Consider the following 14,838-nt stretch of genomic DNA (forward strand, 5'->3'; position numbering starts at 1 on the left):
TCACATCCTCCTCTGCCCGCTGGTGGTCGTCCGGATCGTGGGCCGATCCGGTCACCAGCGCGTCGTCTCGTTGCGGTGCCCGAGTGCGGCCCACACCTCGGAAATCGTCTGGTACCGGGTGTCCTCCGGCAGCCGCTCCAGGGCGGCCACCAGGTCGTCGGGGGCGTCGTTCTCCCGGGCGTTGGCGATCAGCGCCAGCCGGTCCCCGGGCAGGGCCGCCATCGTGATGAACCGGCCCAGCCGGCTGCGTGCCTCGACGTCCTCCGAGGTCATCCCCTGCGGGGTGCCGGTTCGCAGGTCGCCCGCCGGGGCCGTGGTGGCACCCGGCTGGTCCTCGCCGGCCGGCTCCGCCTCCCGGAACTCCTCGACCCGCGAGCCCCCGGTGCCCGGCCCCTGGACGAGGCCGCTGACCTCCTGGCTCATCTGGTCGTCGACCCTCGGTGCGTGCTTGCTGCTGCCACGGTCCATGTCTGCTGTGCTACCCGCAGCCGTCCCGGGGAAACGCCGAACCGGACACCGGACCCGGCAACCGGTCACGAACCGGCGGTGGCCTTCGGTGGCAGCACCGGCTGACCCGGGTCCTCCCGGCCCGCCTGTAGCTGCCGCCCCCGCTGCAACTCCGCGTTGATCTGCACCCCGAACATCAGCGCCGAGTTGGACAGGTACAGCCACACCAGGAAGGCGATCACCGCGCCCAGACTGCCGTAGGTGACGTCGTACGAGCCGAAGTTGGCCACGTAGAGCCCGAAGCCGAAGGAGACGACGATCCAGGAGAGCAGGGCCACCGCCCCGCCCGGGGTGAGCCAGCGGAACCGGGGCTGCCGGACGTTCGGCGCGATCCAGAACATCAGCGACAGCAGGGTCATCATCACCAGGGCCAGCACCGGCCACTTCGCGACGCTCCACACCGTACGGGCCAGCCCGCCCGCACCCACCAGGTCGCCCACCGCGTCGGTCACCGGGCCGCTGACGATCAGGCCCAGCGCCACCACTGCCAGCAGCACCAGCGACAGTGCGGCCAGGCCGATCTGCAACGGGCGCAGTCGGTAGAACGGGCGACCCTCCTCGACCCCGTAGATCGCGTTCGAGGCCCGGGTGAACGCGCCGATGAACCCGGACGCCGACCACAGCGCGCCGGCCAACCCGAAGCTGAGCAGCACCTTCGTCCCGCTCTGCTGCTCGACCACGGTACGGACCACCGAGACGAAACCCTCGTTGCCGACCACCGAGCCGGCCCCGATGTCCCGGGCCAGGTCCAGCACCGTGTCCACGGTCCGTTCGCCGTCCGAGACCAGACCAACCAGGGCCACCACCACGACCGTGGACGGAAAGAGGGCGAGCACCCCGTAGTAGGTCAGCGCCGCCGCCCAGTCGGCGCAGTTGTCCTTCACGAAACCCTGTCCGCTGCGGAGCAGTACGCCCCGCCAGGTGCTCCAGCTCAACTGACGTATCCGGCGGGGCACCCGGACCCCCGGCCCGTCACCGGCGACCGGGGCCGGATCCGTCGTCGCTGCCATGCTCGGCTCCTCGTCCACCCGACGACCCCGGCGGACCCGACGTCCGGCGCGCGTCTGGGCCGGGCGGTACCCGACGGCCGAAATCGACAAACCCGACGCCGGTGTTTGCCGGTGCGGGCGCAGGGAACCGTGCAGTCAGGCAGCCCGACAATCGGTGCGGAGGAGGACGAGATGCCCGGACGCGAGGTACTGCCCAGCACGCTGCGACGCTCCCCGGAGAAGGCGCAACGCACCTGGGCGAAGACGCACGACTCGGCGGTCGAGACCTATGGTGAGGGGGAGCGGGCGCACCGCGCCGCCTTCGCCGCCGTCAAGCACGGTTTCGAGAAGGTCGGCGACCACTGGGAGCCGAAGGGCCGCAAGGGCCCCAGCGACCGGCAGGCGGCCGGCGGCGGCCCGGCCCGGCGGGCACCCACCGCCGGCGGCGTGGACGCCAACGCCACCAAGGACCACCTGATGCAGGTGGCGAAGAAGCTGGACGTGCCCGGCCGTAGCCGGATGACCAAGCCGGAACTGGTCAAGGCCATCGAGAAGGCCAACGACCGGGCCACCCGCAAGGCCCGCGGCGACTGACCGGGGGTACGCGGAACCCGGGCCGCAGAACAGGGCCGCTCCGTTCCGGGGCGGCCCCGGTCACCACCCGCGGGCCGCCCCGGCTCACCAGTGGCCGCCGCCCGGTGCCTCCAGGTGCACCGCCTTGACCGTGCTGAACTCGTCCAGCAGCTCCGGGCCGTACCCGAAGCCCTGGCCGCTGCCCCGACGCGGCTGCGCGGCACCGCCCGGGGCGCCCCCGAACACCGCGTTGACCTTCACGGTGCCCACCGGCAGCTCCCGCCAGGCCCGCTGGGCGTGGCTCATCGACCCGGTCAGCACCGTCGCGGCCAGACCGTACGGCGAGTCGGCGGCGCACCGCAGCGCCTCGCTGAACGAGTCCACCGTCACCACCGCCGCCACCGGGCCGAACGTCTCCTCGCGGACCAGCGGCATCTCCTGGCGGCAGTCGGCGACCACCGTCGCCGGGTAGAACGCCCCCGGCCCCTCCGGCAGCACCCCGCCGACGCGCAGCGTCGCCCCCTGCGCCACCGCCGCCGTGACCTGGCCGTGCACCCGGTCGCGGTGCCGCCGGTCGACCAACGGACCCAGCTCGGTGGCCGGGTCGCGCCCCGGCCCGACGACCAGCGCCCCGGCCCGCTGCACCAGCGCGTCGAGGAAGTCCTCGGCGACGTCCCGGTGCACGTAGATCCGCTCGACCGCCACGCAGAGCTGCCCGGCGTTGGCGAACGCGCCCTGGGCCGCCTGGGCCGCCGCCCAGCCCGGATCCACCCCGGCGTCGACCACCAGCGGGTCGCTGCCACCGTTCTCCAGCAGCGCCTTGGCCCCGGTGCGGGCGCAGGCCGCCGCGATCGTCCGGCCGGTCGCCGTGGACCCGACGTGCGCGACCACGTCCACCGGCTGCGCGGCCAGCGCCGCACCCACCTCCGCGCCCCCGGTCAGCAGGGAGAGCACCCCCGCCGGGAGCACCCCGTCGAGGAGCCGGGCCAGCAGCCAGCCGGTGACCGGGGTGCGCTCGCTCGGTTTGTACAGCACCACGTTGCCGGTGACCAGGGCCGCGCCGAGCAGGCCGCAGGAGACCGCCACCGGGTCGTTCCACGGGGTGATCGCGGCGACCACCCCGCGCGGCTGCGGCGTCATGAAGTCGAGCGCGTCGGCGTCGCCGTGCAGCGTCCGGCCGCCGCGCACCGGGGCCAGTTCGGCGTACTGGCGCAGGGTGCCCACGCCGGCCGCCACCCCGCCCCGGGCGTCGCCCAGCGGCTTGCCCATCTCCGCTGTCGTCGCGGCGGCCAGCTCGTGGGCCGCCGCCGCCACCGCGTCCGCCACCTCGTGCAGCAGCTGCGCCCGCTGCGCGGCCGGGGTGGCCGCCCACGCGTCCGCCACCTCACGGGCCGCCCCGACCGCCTTGGCCACCTCGTCGGCCGTCGCCACCGGCACCGTGCCGACCGGGCTGCCGTCGGCCGGATCGTGGACGGTCAGCTCGCCGCCCGTGCCGCCGGCACCCCATACCCCACCGATGAGTTGCTCCACCCGGTACATGCGGCGGGATGCCCGGATCCCGGCGAAGCAAACGCGTTTCGCCCGGTTGCCGGCCGGGTAGCCGGATCCGATGATCCCGCCCGGCACGGACACCACGGACGCCGTCGTCATCGGCGCCGGACACAACGGCCTGGTGGCCGCCAACCTGCTCGCCGACGCTGGCTGGGACGTCCTGGTGCTGGAGGCGACCGCCGCGCCCGGCGGGGCGGTCCGCTCCGCCGAGGTCACCGCCCCCGGCTACCTCAGCGACCTCTACAGCTCCTTCTACCCCCTCGGGTACGCCTCCCCGGTGCTCGGTGGCCTCGACCTGCCCCGGTACGGGCTGGACTGGACGCACGCCCCCGACGTGCTGGCCCACCTGCTGCCCGACGGCCGGGCCGCCGTGATCAACCGGGACCTCGACCGGACCGCCGCCTCGCTGGAGGCGTTCGCGCCCGGCGACGGCGACCGCTGGCGGCACGCGTACGCCGACTGGGCGCAGGTGTCCGGGCCCATGCTCGACGCGATCACCACCCCGTTCCCCCCGGTCCGGGGTGGGGTGGGCCTGCTGCGCCGGCTGCGGGTCGGTGGCGCGCTGCGGCTGGGCCGCCGACTGGTGCTGCCGGTCCGCAAACTCGGCGCGGAGCTGTTCACCGGCGAGGGCGGCCCGGTGCTGCTGGCCGGCTGCGCCCTGCACACCGACCTGTCCCCCGAGGAGGCCGGCTCCGGCGTGTACGGCTGGCTGCTGGCCATGCTGGGGCAGCAGGTCGGCTGGCCGGTGCCGGTGGGCGGCGCGCAGCGGATCACCGACGCGCTGGTCGCCCGGCTCACCGCACGGGGTGGCCGGATCACCTACCGGGCGCGGGTCGACCGGGTGCTCACCGCCCGGGGCCGGGCGATGGGGGTCCGCACCGTCGGCGGGGCGACCTTCCGGGCCCGCCGGGCGGTGCTCGCCGACGTGCCCGCCCCCGCCCTCTACCTGGACCTGGTGGGTGCGGCGCTGCTGCCGCCCCGGCTGGTGGAGGACCTGGCCCACTTCCGCTGGGACGGCTCCACCCTCAAGGTCGACTGGGCGCTGTCCGCCCCGGTGCCGTGGACCAACCCGGCGGTGGCCGGCGCGGGCACCGTGCACCTGGGCGCCGATCTCGACGGGCTCACCACGTACTCCGCCGCGCTGGCCCGGGGCGAGATCCCGGCGTCGCCGTTCCTGCTGGTCGGGCAGATGACCACCGCCGACCCGACGCACTCGCCGGCCGGCACCGAATCGCTGTGGGCGTACACCCACCTGCCGTTCCGGCGGGACTGGCGGGCCGAGGACATCGCCCGGCAGGTGGAACGGATGGAGGACGTGCTGGAGGCCGCCGCCCCGGGTTTCCGCAGCCGGATCGTCGGTCGGCACGTGGCCGGGCCGGCCGAGTTGGAGAAGGGCGACCCGAGCCTGGTCGGTGGGGCGTTGGGCGGCGGCACCGCCGCGGCGTACCAGCAGCTGTTCCTGCGCCCGATCCCCGGCCTGGGCCGGGCCGACACCCCGGTCGACCGGCTCTACCTGGCCAGCGCCTCGGCGCACCCCGGCGGCGGGGTGCACGGCGCGCCCGGGGCGAACGCCGCCCGGGCGGCCCTGGCCCGCGACCGCGCCGTCACCGGCGGCCTGTACGCGGGGCTGATCGACGCCGCGCACCGGTCGGTCTACCGCTGACCCGCGCTCCGGCCGGTAGCAGCCGGCGGTGCTCGGGCCGGGGCAGCCGGCAGTGCTCGGGCGGGGGTCGCCCGGCGGCTCCCACCAGCCGGCCGGATCCGCCGCGAGTGCCGGCCCGGGTCACGGAGACCGGGCCGGCACCGGCGGATCAGGAGTCCAGGTTGCGGTGCCGGGTGCGCAGCTTGAACGGCATCAGCGCACTCTCCACCTTGGTCGCGGTGGTCATCTTGGACGCGCCGTCACGGCGCTCCTCGAACCGGATCGGCACCTCCAGGATGGTGTGCCCCAGCTTGGTGGCCAGATAGTGCATCTCCACCTGGAAGCTGTAGCCGTTCGACTGCACCCGGTTCAGGTCGATGTCGCGCAGCGCGTCGGCCTGCCAGATCTTGAAGCCGGCGGTCAGGTCCCGGATCCGTACCCGCAGCAGGGTGTGCACGTAGAGGTTGGCCCAGCCGCTGAGCGCCCGGCGGTAGAGCGGCCACGCCTCGTCGAGCTGTCCCCCTGGCACGTAGCGGGAGCCGATCACCACGCCGGCCTGGGTGGAGAGCAACGCGCCGAGCATCCCGGGCAGCGCCTCCGGCGGGTGCGACAGGTCGGCGTCCATCTGCGCCACGTACTCCGCGCCGCCGTCCAGTGCCCGGCCGATGCCGTCCACGTACGCCCGACCCAGGCCCTCCTTGCCGGCCCGGTGCACCACCTGCACCCGGTCCGGGTGCTCCAGGGCCAGCTTGTCGGCCACCTCACCGGTGCCGTCCGGCGAGTTGTCGTCGGCGACGAGCACCTTCAGGCCGGGCAGCGGAAGGGCCAGCAACCGGTCGACCAACACCGGGAGGTTGCCCGCCTCGTTGTAGGTGGGGACCACGACGGTCAGGCGTGCGTCCCGCCACGGTGACGGCAGCTCCACGGGTTCGATCATTTCGGACATCCTCAGTCGGCGGACGGCATTCCCCCACAGGGTAGCCAAAGCCCGGCGGGGAGCCCGCCGTGGCACCCGCGGGCGTCCGGGTCACCCTCCGGCGCGCTCGTCGGCCTTCTGCCGGGTGGCGATGTCGGCGAGCCGGCGCAGCGTCTCCCGGTTGCGCTGGTGCAGCACCAGGTCGTTGAGTTTGGTGCGGAACCAGCGCAGCGGGCCGGCGGCGAAGTCCTCGCCGATCCGCACCCTGGTCGCGCCGTCACCCTCCGGGGTCAGGGTGAACACCACGATCGCCTCGCCGGCCGGCCACAACCCGGCCCGTAGCACCAGCCGGTGCGGCGGGTCGCAGACCAGCACCGTGGAGGCGTCCTCCAGGGAGAACGGCCACGGCCCGGCCCGGTGGTGCAGCCGGGTGCCCACCCGGGGCCACTGCGCGTCGACGTCCCGCACGTGCACCGTGCCGACCACCCAGTCGCTGTACGTCCAGCCGTCGGCCAGCACGTCGAAGACCTGCTGCGGGGGTGCATCGATCACTTTCTCCACTATCGCCACCGCTGGGCAGTACCCGGGGCGGCACCGGCTAACCCGACGGGTTAGCCGCTCCGGGCCGACGGGTAACGCTGCCTGACGGTGACGGGTGCGCGACCGGCCGGCGGCGACGGGTGAGGTGGTGGACCCGCGGCGGCCCGGCGTACCGGCCGGTAGGGCCAGGTTTACTCCCCGGGGCCCCGGGAACCCGCCGCCCGTGCGACGGGACGCGGAGCCGTATCAGCGCAGGTCAGGCCGGGTTGACCCGGTGCCCGGCCGGGGCCGCTCCGCGCTGTTCGACGCGGTGCTGCTCGACCGCGACGGCACCCTGGTCGAGGACGTGCCCTACAACGGCGACCCCGACAAGGTCCGGCCGCTGCCCGGGGTCCGGGCGGCGCTGGACCGGCTGCGCGCCGCCGGCCTGCGGCTCGGGGTGGTCTCCAACCAGTCGGGGCTGGCCCGGGGGCTGTTCACCGCCGCGCAGCTGCGGGCCGTCAACGCCCGGGTCGAGGAGCTGCTCGGCCCCTTCGACACCTGGCAGTGCTGCCCGCACGACGAACGGGCCGGCTGCGCCTGCCGCAAACCGGCCCCGGGCATGGTGCACGCCGCCGCGCGGGCGCTCGGCACCAGCGCCGACCGCTGTGTGCTGGTCGGCGACATCGGCGCCGACGTGGCCGCCGCCGAGGCGGCCGGCGCGAGCGGGGTGCTGGTGCCCACCCCGACCACCCGGGCCGCCGAGGTGGCCGCCGCCGGGCAGGTGGCCGTCGACCTGACCGCCGCCGTGGAGCTGATCCTGCACCGGGCCGCCCTGGCCACCGGCCCGTCGCCGCGGCGGACCGGCACCGTGCTGGTGGCCCGCAGCGACTCCGCCGGGGACGTCCTGGTCACCGGCCCGGCCGTCCGCGCCGTCGCCGCGAACGCCGAGCGGGTCGTGCTGCTCTGCGGCCCCCGGGGCCGCGACGCCGCCGCTCTGCTGCCCGGCGTCGACGAGATCGTCGAGTGGCCGCTGCCCTGGATCGACGGCGCACCCGCCCCGGTCGACCCACGGGACATCGGCCGGCTCGTCGAACGGCTGCGCGCCGTCCGCGCCGACGAGGCGGTCGTCTTCACCTCCTTCCACCAGTCACCCCTGCCGTTGGCGCTGCTGCTGCGGCTGGCCGGCACGCCGCGGGTCAGCGCGATCAGCGACGACTACCCCGGTTCCCTGCTCGACGTCCGGCACCGGACACCCGACGGGCTGCCCGAGCCGGAACGGGCGCTGTCGCTGGCCGCCGCCGCCGGCTTCGCGTTGCCCGACGGCGACGACCCCCGGCTGCGGGTACGCACCGACCGGGTGCCGGCCGCCCCGGCCGGGCTCGGCGGCCCCGGCTACCTGGTGCTGCATCCCGGTTCGGCGGTGCCGAGCCGGGCCGTCCCGCCCGAGCTGGCCGCCCGGATCGTCCGGACGCTCACCGCCGCCGGGCACCGGGTGGCGGTCACCGGCGGACCCGGGGAGACCGCGCTGACCGCCCGGGTGGCCGGTGACACCGGCATCGACCTGGGCGGCCGGACCGGCCTGGCCGAGCTGGCCGCCGTGCTCGCCGGGGCCGGCGCGCTGGTGGTCGGCAACACCGGCCCGGCCCACCTGGCCGCCGCGCTGGGCGTACCGGTGGTCAGCCTGTTCGCCCCGACCGTCCGGTACGGACAGTGGGGGCCGTACCGGGTGCCGACGGTCCGGCTCGGCGACGCCGCCGCGCCCTGCCGGGACAGCCGGGCCACGGTCTGCCCGGTGCCCGGCCACCCCTGCCTGGCGGCCGTCGAGCCGGGCCGGGTCCTCGACGCGGTACGCCTGCTGGGCGTCCCCGTCGTGCCGCCGTCGACGGTGCGGGCCGGCTCGCCGGCCGGTGCGGGCGGAGTGCCGCGCGGCGGGGTGACGCCGGTCAGCGCCGGGCGCGGGAGGACCCGATGAACATCCTGCTCTGGCACGTGCACGGCTCGTGGACCACGTCGTTCGTGCACGGCCGGCACCGCTACCTGGTCCCGGTCACCCCGGACCGGGGACCGTACGGGCTGGGCCGGGCGCGCACCTACCCGTGGCCGGACAGCGCCGTCGAGGTGACCCCGCGGCAACTGGGCCGGGAGACCGTCGACGTGGTGCTGCTGCAACGCCCCGAGGAGTTCGACCTGGCGTGCGAGTGGCTCGGGCGGCCGGTGGGCCGGGCGGTGCCGGCGATCTACGTCGAGCACAACACCCCGAAGGGCGACGTGCCGAACACCCGGCACCCGATGGCCGACCGGGACGACCTGCTGCTCACCCACGTGACGCACTTCAACGAACTGTTCTGGGACAACGGCACCACCCGTACCGGCGTGGTCGAGCACGGCGTGGTGCCACCCACCGTGACCTGGACCGGCGAACTCGACCGGCTCGCCGTGGTGATCAACGAGCCGGTCCGCCGGGGGCGGGTCACCGGCACCGACCTGCTCGCCCGGTTCGCCGAGATCGCCCCGCTGGACGTGTTCGGCATGCGGGTGGCCGGACTCGCCGACCACCTGGGCCTGCCGGCCGACCGACTGACCAGCCACGAGGACGTACCCCAGCACCGGATGCACGCGGAGCTGGCCCGACGGCGGGCCTACCTGCACCTGTGCCGGTGGACGTCGCTGGGGTTGAGCCTGATCGAGGCGATGACGATCGGCATGCCCGTGGTCGCCCTGGCCAGCACCGAGGCCGTGGAGGCGGTGCCACCCGGGGCGGGGGCGCTCGCCACCCGGGTCGACACCCTGCTGGCCGCCGCCGCCCGCCTCGTCGCCGACCCCGCAGAGGCCCGCCGGGCCGGCGCGGCGGCGCGTGCCGCCGCCCTGGACCGCTACGGACTGGACCGTTTCCTCGCCGACTGGGACCGCCTGCTGGAGGAGGAAGTATGCGCGTCGCGATGATCTCCGAGCACGCCAGTCCGCTCGCCGTGCTGGGCGGTGCGGACGCCGGTGGGCAGAACACCCACGTCGCGGAGCTCTCCGCCGCGCTGGTGGCGGCCGGGCACGACGTCCGGGTCTACACCCGGCGTGACGCGGTCGACCTGCCGGTCGCCGTCCGCGCCCCCGACGGGTACGAGGTGGTGCACGTGCCCGCCGGGCCGGCCGAACCGGTCGCCAAGGACGACCTGCTGCCGCACATGACGGAGTTCAGCCACTGGCTCACCGCCCGTTGGCGGGGTGGGGACTGGACGCCCGAGGTGGTGCACGCGCACTTCTGGATGAGCGGGCTGGCCGCGCTGGCCGCCGGCCGGCGCAACGGGGTGCCGGTGGTGCAGACCTACCACGCGCTGGGCACGGTCAAGAAGCGCCACCAGGGGGTGCAGGACACCAGCCCGGCCCGCCGGATCGGCTACGAACGGGAGCTGGGCCGCTCGGTCGACCGGGTCGTCGCCCAGTGCCGCGACGAGGTGGGGGAGCTGGTCCGGCTCGGCGTCCCCCGGTCCCGGATGACCGTCGTGCCGTCCGGGGTGAACCTCGACACCTTCGCCCCGCTTGGCCCCGCCGTCGAGCGGGACGCCGACCGGCCCCGGGTGCTCACCGTCGGCCGGCTGGTGGAGCGCAAGGGATTCCAGACGGTGATCCGGGCGATGGCCCTGGTGCCCGACGCCGAGTGCCTGGTGGTGGGCGGTCCACCCGCCGGGCTGCTGGAGACCGACCCGTACGCCCGGCGGCTGCGGGCGCTCGCCGGCACCTGCGGGGTCGCCGACCGGGTCCGGCTGGTCGGGGCGGTGCCCCGGGAGGAGATGGGCCGCTGGTACCGGTCGGCCGACGTGCTGGTCGCCGCCCCCTGGTACGAGCCGTTCGGGCTGACCCCGCTGGAGGCGATGGCCTGTGGCGTGCCGGTCGTCGGCACGGCGGTCGGCGGGATCCGGGACACCGTGGTCGACGGGGTGACCGGTGACCTGGTCCCGGCCCGCGACCCGCAGGCCCTGGGGGCCGCGCTGGCCGGCCTGCTCGACGACCGGATCCGCCGGTTCGGCTACGCCACCGCCGCGTTGCAGCGGGCCCGCCGCAACTACTCGTGGGCCACGGCCGCCGACCGGATGACCGAGGTGTACGCCGAGGTCGCCGCCGTGCACCGGTCGAGTCGGGTGGTCGCCTGATGACGACGTCGAACCGGGCGGCGCGGGCCGGGCTGCTGGGCGCGCACCTCGACCTGCTGACCGAGGCGCTGCTGTCGTACCGCACGGCGGAGCCGCTACTGGCCCGGTGGGGCACCGACCTGGCCGGAATCCTGGTCGGTGGTGGCCGGTTGCTGGTCGCCGGCAACGGGGGCAGCGCCGCCGAGGCGCAGCACCTCACCGCCGAACTGGTCGGCCGGCTGCGCGACGACCGGCAACCGCTGTCGGCTATCGCCCTGCACGCCGAGACCTCGGCGCTGACCGCGATCGGCAACGACTACGGCTACGACGAGGTCTTCGCCCGTCAGGTGCGCGCCCACGGCCGGCCGGGTGACGTCCTGCTGCTGATGTCCACCAGCGGGGCCAGTGGCAACCTGCTCGCCGCCGTGGCCGCCGCCCGGGAGGCCGGGCTGCGCTGCTGGGCGTTCACCGGTCCCGCGCCGAATCCGCTGGCCGGGGCCTGCCACGAGGCGCTCGCCGTCGCCTGTCCGGACAGCCAGGTGGTGCAGGAGCTGCACCTGGTCTCCACGCACGTGCTCTGCGAGTACGTCGACCGGGCGCTGCCCACCGCGCTGGCCGCCCTGGCCGGGCAGGCGGCCGCCGTCGCCGCCGGCCGGGTTGGCGGAGCGGCGCAGGCACCGGTCGACGCCCCCGGCCGACCGGTAGCCGACGGGTCGGTGGTGCCGGCGGACGGCCCGCCGGTGGCCGACCGGTCCGTGGTGCCGGCCGACGGCCCGCCGGTGCGGACCGGGGTGGAGGTGGTGGTCGACGGGGTGGACCCGACGACCGACGGGCGACGGGGAGGAGCGGCGTGAGAGGTCCCCTGGTGGTCATCGGCGACACCCTGCTGGACCGGGACGTCGAGGGGGTGGTGAACCGGCTCTGCCCCGACTCGCCGGTGCCGGTGCTGGACGAGACGGCGTCCACCGACCGGCCCGGCGGGGCCGGTCTGGCCGCGCTCTTCGCCGCCGCCGGGGGCACCGAGGTGGCGCTGGTGACCGCGCTCGCCGACGACGCCGGGGCGGCCCGGCTCAGCTCGCTGCTCACCGCCGCCGGCGTGCAGGTGTACGCCCTGCCGTTGAGCGGTGCCACCCCGGAGAAGATCCGGCTGCGGGCACACGGGCGGGTGCTGCTGCGCCACGACCGGGGTGGCGCGGCGGGGGAACCCGGGCCACCCGGCGACGCGGTGCTCCGGCTGATCGCCGGGGCGTCGGCGGTGGTGGTCAGCGACTACGGGCGGGGGGTGGCCCGGCAGCCGGCGGTGCGGGCGGCGCTGGCCGCGACCGTCGCGCCGGTGGTCTGGGATCCGCATCCGCGCGGCCCGGTGGCCGTACCCGGGGTGCAGTTGGTGACGCCGAACGAGTCGGAGGCCCGGGAGCTGGCCAAGGTGCCGCCGGGCGGATCCCGGCTGGCGGTCGCCGCGCGGGCCGCGCAGGGGTTGCGGGACCGCTGGCGGGCCGGCGCGGTGGTGGTCACCCTCGGCGGCGACGGCGCGTTGCTCTGTTCCGCCGGGGCGACCCCGTTGATGGTCTCCGCGCCGGTCTCCGCCCAGGGCGACACCTGTGGTGCGGGGGACCGGTTCGCCTCGGCGGCCGGGTTGGCGCTGGCCGGGGGCGCGGTGGTCTCCGAGGCGGTCCAGGCGGCGGTCGGCGCGGCGTCGGCGTACGTGGCGGACGGGGGAGTGGCCGCCGCCCTGCCGGTGCCGGTGCGCGCCTGCCCGCCGGTGCTGGTCGGCGGTGGCGAGCGGATCGGGGCCGCCGCCGCCGGTGCGGTGGTGGCCGAGGTACGGGCGGCCGGCGGGACGGTGGTGGCCACCGGCGGCTGCTTCGACCTGCTGCACGCCGGACACGTGGCGACCCTCCAGGCCGCCCGGCAACTCGGCGACTGCCTGGTGGTCTGCCTGAACTCCGACGCGAGCGTCACCGCGCTGAAGGGTCCGGACCGGCCGGTGACCCCGCAGGGCGACCGGGCCCGGCTGCTCGCCGCGCTGAGCTGCGTCGACGCGGTGGTGGTCTTCGACGAGTCCACCCCGCACGCGGCGTTGGGCTGGCTGCGACCCGACGTCTGGGTCAAGGGTGGGGACTACGCCACCGGCGTCGGCGAGGCACCCGGCCTGCCCGAGGCCGACCTGCTCCGCCGGTGGGGCGGGGACAGCGTAGTGGTGCCGTACCTGGACGGGCGCTCCACCACCGACATGATCGCCGCGGCCCGTGGTGGCCGCCGGAGCCCCGCGCCGACCGGTGGCCCGCCACCGGGACCGGCCCGCGCGACGGCGGGTCCGGTCACGTCGGCCGGCTCGTCGGCGGGTACGGCGGATCCGACAGCGGAGGGGGCACGATGAGCAGCAGCAACAGCAGTCCGTCCGGCGCCGGCCGGACCGTCCTGGTCACCGGCGGGTCGAGCGGGCTCGGCGCGGCGGTGGTCACCGCCGTCACCCGGGCTGGCGGGCGACCGCTGGTGCTCGACCGGCAACCTCCCGGCGACGGGGTGCCGTGGGTCGAGTGCGACCTGGCCGACACCCGGGCCGCCGAGGAGGCCACCCGGGAGCTGGCCGGGCGCTCCGGCGGGTTGGACGCGGTGGTGACCGCCGCCGGCATGGACGTGCCGGGCCGGCTGGCCGACGTGCCCCGCGAGACCTGGGAGCGGATCGTCACGGTGGACCTGCTCGCCACGGTGGCGGTGGTCCGGGCCGCGCTGCCCTACCTGGAGACGTCCCGGGGCAACGTCGTCACGGTCGCCTCCACCCTGGGCGTCAAGGCCGTCGGTGACGCCACCGCGTACTGTGCGGCGAAGTTCGGGGTGGTCGGCTTCACCCGGTCGCTCGCCGCCGAGCTGGCCGGCAGCGTCGGGGTGACCCTGCTGGTCCCCGGCGGGATGCGGACCGCCTTCTTCGACGACCGCGACCCGCAGTACCGGCCGGGTCCGGACGCCAAGCTCAACGATCCGGCCGACACCGCCGCCGCGGTCATGTTCGCGTTGTCCCAACCACCCGGCTGTGCGGTACGGGAGCTGGTGGTCTGTGCCGAACAGGAGACCTCCTACCCGTGATCCTGGTGTTGCGGGCGCTCGGCGTGGGGGATCTGGCCACCGCGGTGCCCGCCCTGCGTGCCGTGCGGGCCGGTCACCCCGACGAGGAGCTGGTGCTGGCCGCGCCGGCCTGGCTGGGGCCGCTGGTCGGGCTGGTCGGCGGCGTCGACCGGCTGCTGCCCACCGACGGCCCCGGCCCGCCGCCCTGGCCCGGCCCGCCGCCGGAGCTGGCGGTCAACCTGCACGGGCGGGGGCCGCAGTCGCACCGTACGCTGGCCGGCGCTGGCCGGCTGCTGGCCTTCCGGTGCCCGCCGGCCGGGCACCTCGACGGCCCCGACTGGCGCGACGACGAGCACGAGGTGGACCGCTGGTGCCGGCTGCTCGACTGGTACGGCATCCCGGCGGACCGCACCGACCTGGCGTTGCGGCGGCCGGCGTCGGGGCGGATGCCGGCGGGGGTGACAGTGGTGCATCCGGGCAGCAAGGTCGAGGCGAAGCGGTGGCCGGCGGACCGGTTCGCCACGCTGGCCGGGCGGCTGGCCGGGCGGGGGCACCGGGTGGTGGTGACCGGCTCGACCGGCGAGCGGGAGCTGGCCGCCCGGGTGGCGGCCGGGGCGGGGCTGCCCGCGTCGGCGGTGCTGGCCGGGCGGACCGACCTGGGTGAGCTGGCCGCGCTGGTGGCCGCCGCCCGGCTGGTGGTCAGCGGGGACACCGGGGTCGGCCACCTCGCCACCGCCTACCGCACCCCGTCGGTGCTGCTCTTCGGTCCGGTCCCGCCGGCCCGCTGGGGGCCGCCACCGGACCGGCCGTGGCACCGCGCGCTCTGGGCGTCGGGAGAGGACTGCGGTGGTTCGTCCGGGGTAGCAACAGCGTCGGGATGGGCGGCGCTCCCGGTCGACCGGGTGCTGGCCGCCGTGGACGAGGTCGAGGAAACGGTACGGGTCTGAG

General features: G+C 76.1%; 14 protein-coding genes. 9 read left to right on the forward strand and 5 right to left on the reverse strand.

Going from position 1 to position 14,838, the window contains the following annotated elements; translation table 11 throughout:
- Positions 1-51: 51 nt before the first annotated feature.
- A complete protein-coding gene (locus O7625_RS17725) occupies positions 52-468 on the reverse strand; it encodes a DUF2795 domain-containing protein (RefSeq protein ID WP_067313989.1) in 417 nt (138 codons plus the stop codon).
- A gap of 65 nt (positions 469-533) precedes the next feature.
- Positions 534-1,517, reverse strand: a complete 984-nt coding sequence (locus O7625_RS17730) for a YihY/virulence factor BrkB family protein (protein ID WP_282340005.1) — start codon at positions 1,515-1,517, stop codon at positions 534-536.
- Between the two features lie 171 nt (positions 1,518-1,688).
- On the opposite strand from O7625_RS17730, the gene O7625_RS17735 reads away from it, so the two are divergent.
- Complete coding sequence (locus O7625_RS17735) at positions 1,689-2,090, forward strand: ChaB family protein (RefSeq protein WP_282340007.1); 402 nt, start codon at positions 1,689-1,691, stop codon at positions 2,088-2,090.
- Positions 2,091-2,174: 84 nt separating this feature from the next.
- On the opposite strand, the gene O7625_RS17740 is transcribed toward O7625_RS17735, so the two are convergent.
- Positions 2,175-3,608, reverse strand: coding sequence for an aldehyde dehydrogenase family protein (locus tag O7625_RS17740; protein ID WP_282340009.1), 1,434 nt, complete (start codon positions 3,606-3,608; stop codon positions 2,175-2,177).
- A 70-nt stretch (positions 3,609-3,678) separates the two neighbouring features.
- Between O7625_RS17740 and O7625_RS17745 the strand changes: the two genes are divergently transcribed.
- Positions 3,679-5,283 (forward strand): NAD(P)/FAD-dependent oxidoreductase, encoded by a 1,605-nt coding sequence (locus tag O7625_RS17745; protein WP_282340011.1) that lies wholly within the window; start codon positions 3,679-3,681, stop codon positions 5,281-5,283.
- A gap of 148 nt (positions 5,284-5,431) precedes the next feature.
- Here the strand turns inward: O7625_RS17745 and O7625_RS17750 are convergent, their stop codons facing one another.
- Both O7625_RS17750 and O7625_RS17755 read right to left on the reverse strand, forming a co-directional pair.
- On the reverse strand, positions 5,432-6,199 hold the full coding sequence (locus O7625_RS17750; RefSeq protein WP_067313996.1) for a polyprenol monophosphomannose synthase: 768 nt from the start codon (positions 6,197-6,199) through the stop codon (positions 5,432-5,434).
- Positions 6,200-6,289: 90 nt separating this feature from the next.
- Positions 6,290-6,730: an SRPBCC family protein gene (locus tag O7625_RS17755; protein ID WP_348773954.1), complete on the reverse strand. Its 441-nt coding sequence runs from the start codon at positions 6,728-6,730 to the stop codon at positions 6,290-6,292.
- Between the two features lie 262 nt (positions 6,731-6,992).
- Here O7625_RS17755 and O7625_RS17760 point away from each other — a divergent pair, with 262 nt between their 5' ends.
- The 7 genes from O7625_RS17760 to O7625_RS17790 are packed head-to-tail and all read left to right on the forward strand — an operon-like array spanning position 6,993 to position 14,837.
- Positions 6,993-8,672, forward strand: a complete 1,680-nt coding sequence (locus tag O7625_RS17760) for an HAD-IIIA family hydrolase (RefSeq protein ID WP_282340018.1) — start codon at positions 6,993-6,995, stop codon at positions 8,670-8,672.
- Entirely contained in the window at positions 8,669-9,643 is a 975-nt protein-coding gene (locus O7625_RS17765; protein WP_282340019.1) for a glycosyltransferase, read from the forward strand. Before O7625_RS17760 ends, O7625_RS17765 begins: the two co-directional genes overlap by 4 nt.
- Positions 9,628-10,845 (forward strand): glycosyltransferase, encoded by a 1,218-nt coding sequence (locus O7625_RS17770; RefSeq protein WP_282340020.1) that lies wholly within the window; start codon positions 9,628-9,630, stop codon positions 10,843-10,845. Before O7625_RS17765 ends, O7625_RS17770 begins: the two co-directional genes overlap by 16 nt.
- Complete coding sequence (locus O7625_RS17775) at positions 10,845-11,678, forward strand: SIS domain-containing protein (protein ID WP_282340021.1); 834 nt, start codon at positions 10,845-10,847, stop codon at positions 11,676-11,678. The genes O7625_RS17770 and O7625_RS17775 overlap by 1 nt, the downstream gene beginning before the upstream one ends.
- On the forward strand, positions 11,675-13,204 hold the full coding sequence (locus tag O7625_RS17780) for a PfkB family carbohydrate kinase (protein ID WP_282340022.1): 1,530 nt from the start codon (positions 11,675-11,677) through the stop codon (positions 13,202-13,204). Before O7625_RS17775 ends, O7625_RS17780 begins: the two co-directional genes overlap by 4 nt.
- Positions 13,201-13,911, forward strand: a complete 711-nt coding sequence (locus O7625_RS17785) for an SDR family oxidoreductase (protein ID WP_282340024.1) — start codon at positions 13,201-13,203, stop codon at positions 13,909-13,911. The genes O7625_RS17780 and O7625_RS17785 overlap by 4 nt, the downstream gene beginning before the upstream one ends.
- A complete protein-coding gene (locus tag O7625_RS17790) occupies positions 13,908-14,837 on the forward strand; it encodes a glycosyltransferase family 9 protein (protein WP_282340025.1) in 930 nt (309 codons plus the stop codon). Before O7625_RS17785 ends, O7625_RS17790 begins: the two co-directional genes overlap by 4 nt.
- Position 14,838 lies beyond the last annotated feature (1 nt).

It is taken from the genome of Micromonospora sp. WMMD714 (genome assembly GCF_029581315.1).
GTDB lineage: Bacteria > Actinomycetota > Actinomycetes > Mycobacteriales > Micromonosporaceae > Micromonospora > Micromonospora rifamycinica.

Excerpts from the sequence above, each read along its gene's own strand:
- O7625_RS17765 (WP_282340019.1), top strand. The coding sequence starts at position 8,669 with ATGAACATCCTGCTCTGGCACGTGCACGGCTCGTGGACCACGTCGTTC.
- O7625_RS17740 (WP_282340009.1), bottom strand. The coding sequence starts at position 3,608 with ATGTACCGGGTGGAGCAACTCATCGGTGGGGTATGGGGTGCCGGCGGC.
- O7625_RS17725 (WP_067313989.1), bottom strand. The coding sequence starts at position 468 with ATGGACCGTGGCAGCAGCAAGCACGCACCGAGGGTCGACGACCAGATG.
- O7625_RS17775 (WP_282340021.1), top strand. The coding sequence starts at position 10,845 with ATGACGACGTCGAACCGGGCGGCGCGGGCCGGGCTGCTGGGCGCGCAC.
- O7625_RS17770 (WP_282340020.1), top strand. The coding sequence starts at position 9,628 with ATGCGCGTCGCGATGATCTCCGAGCACGCCAGTCCGCTCGCCGTGCTG.
- O7625_RS17730 (WP_282340005.1), bottom strand. The coding sequence starts at position 1,517 with ATGGCAGCGACGACGGATCCGGCCCCGGTCGCCGGTGACGGGCCGGGG.
- O7625_RS17745 (WP_282340011.1), top strand. The coding sequence starts at position 3,679 with ATGATCCCGCCCGGCACGGACACCACGGACGCCGTCGTCATCGGCGCC.
- O7625_RS17735 (WP_282340007.1), top strand. The coding sequence starts at position 1,689 with ATGCCCGGACGCGAGGTACTGCCCAGCACGCTGCGACGCTCCCCGGAG.
- O7625_RS17785 (WP_282340024.1), top strand. The coding sequence starts at position 13,201 with ATGAGCAGCAGCAACAGCAGTCCGTCCGGCGCCGGCCGGACCGTCCTG.
- O7625_RS17750 (WP_067313996.1), bottom strand. The coding sequence starts at position 6,199 with ATGATCGAACCCGTGGAGCTGCCGTCACCGTGGCGGGACGCACGCCTG.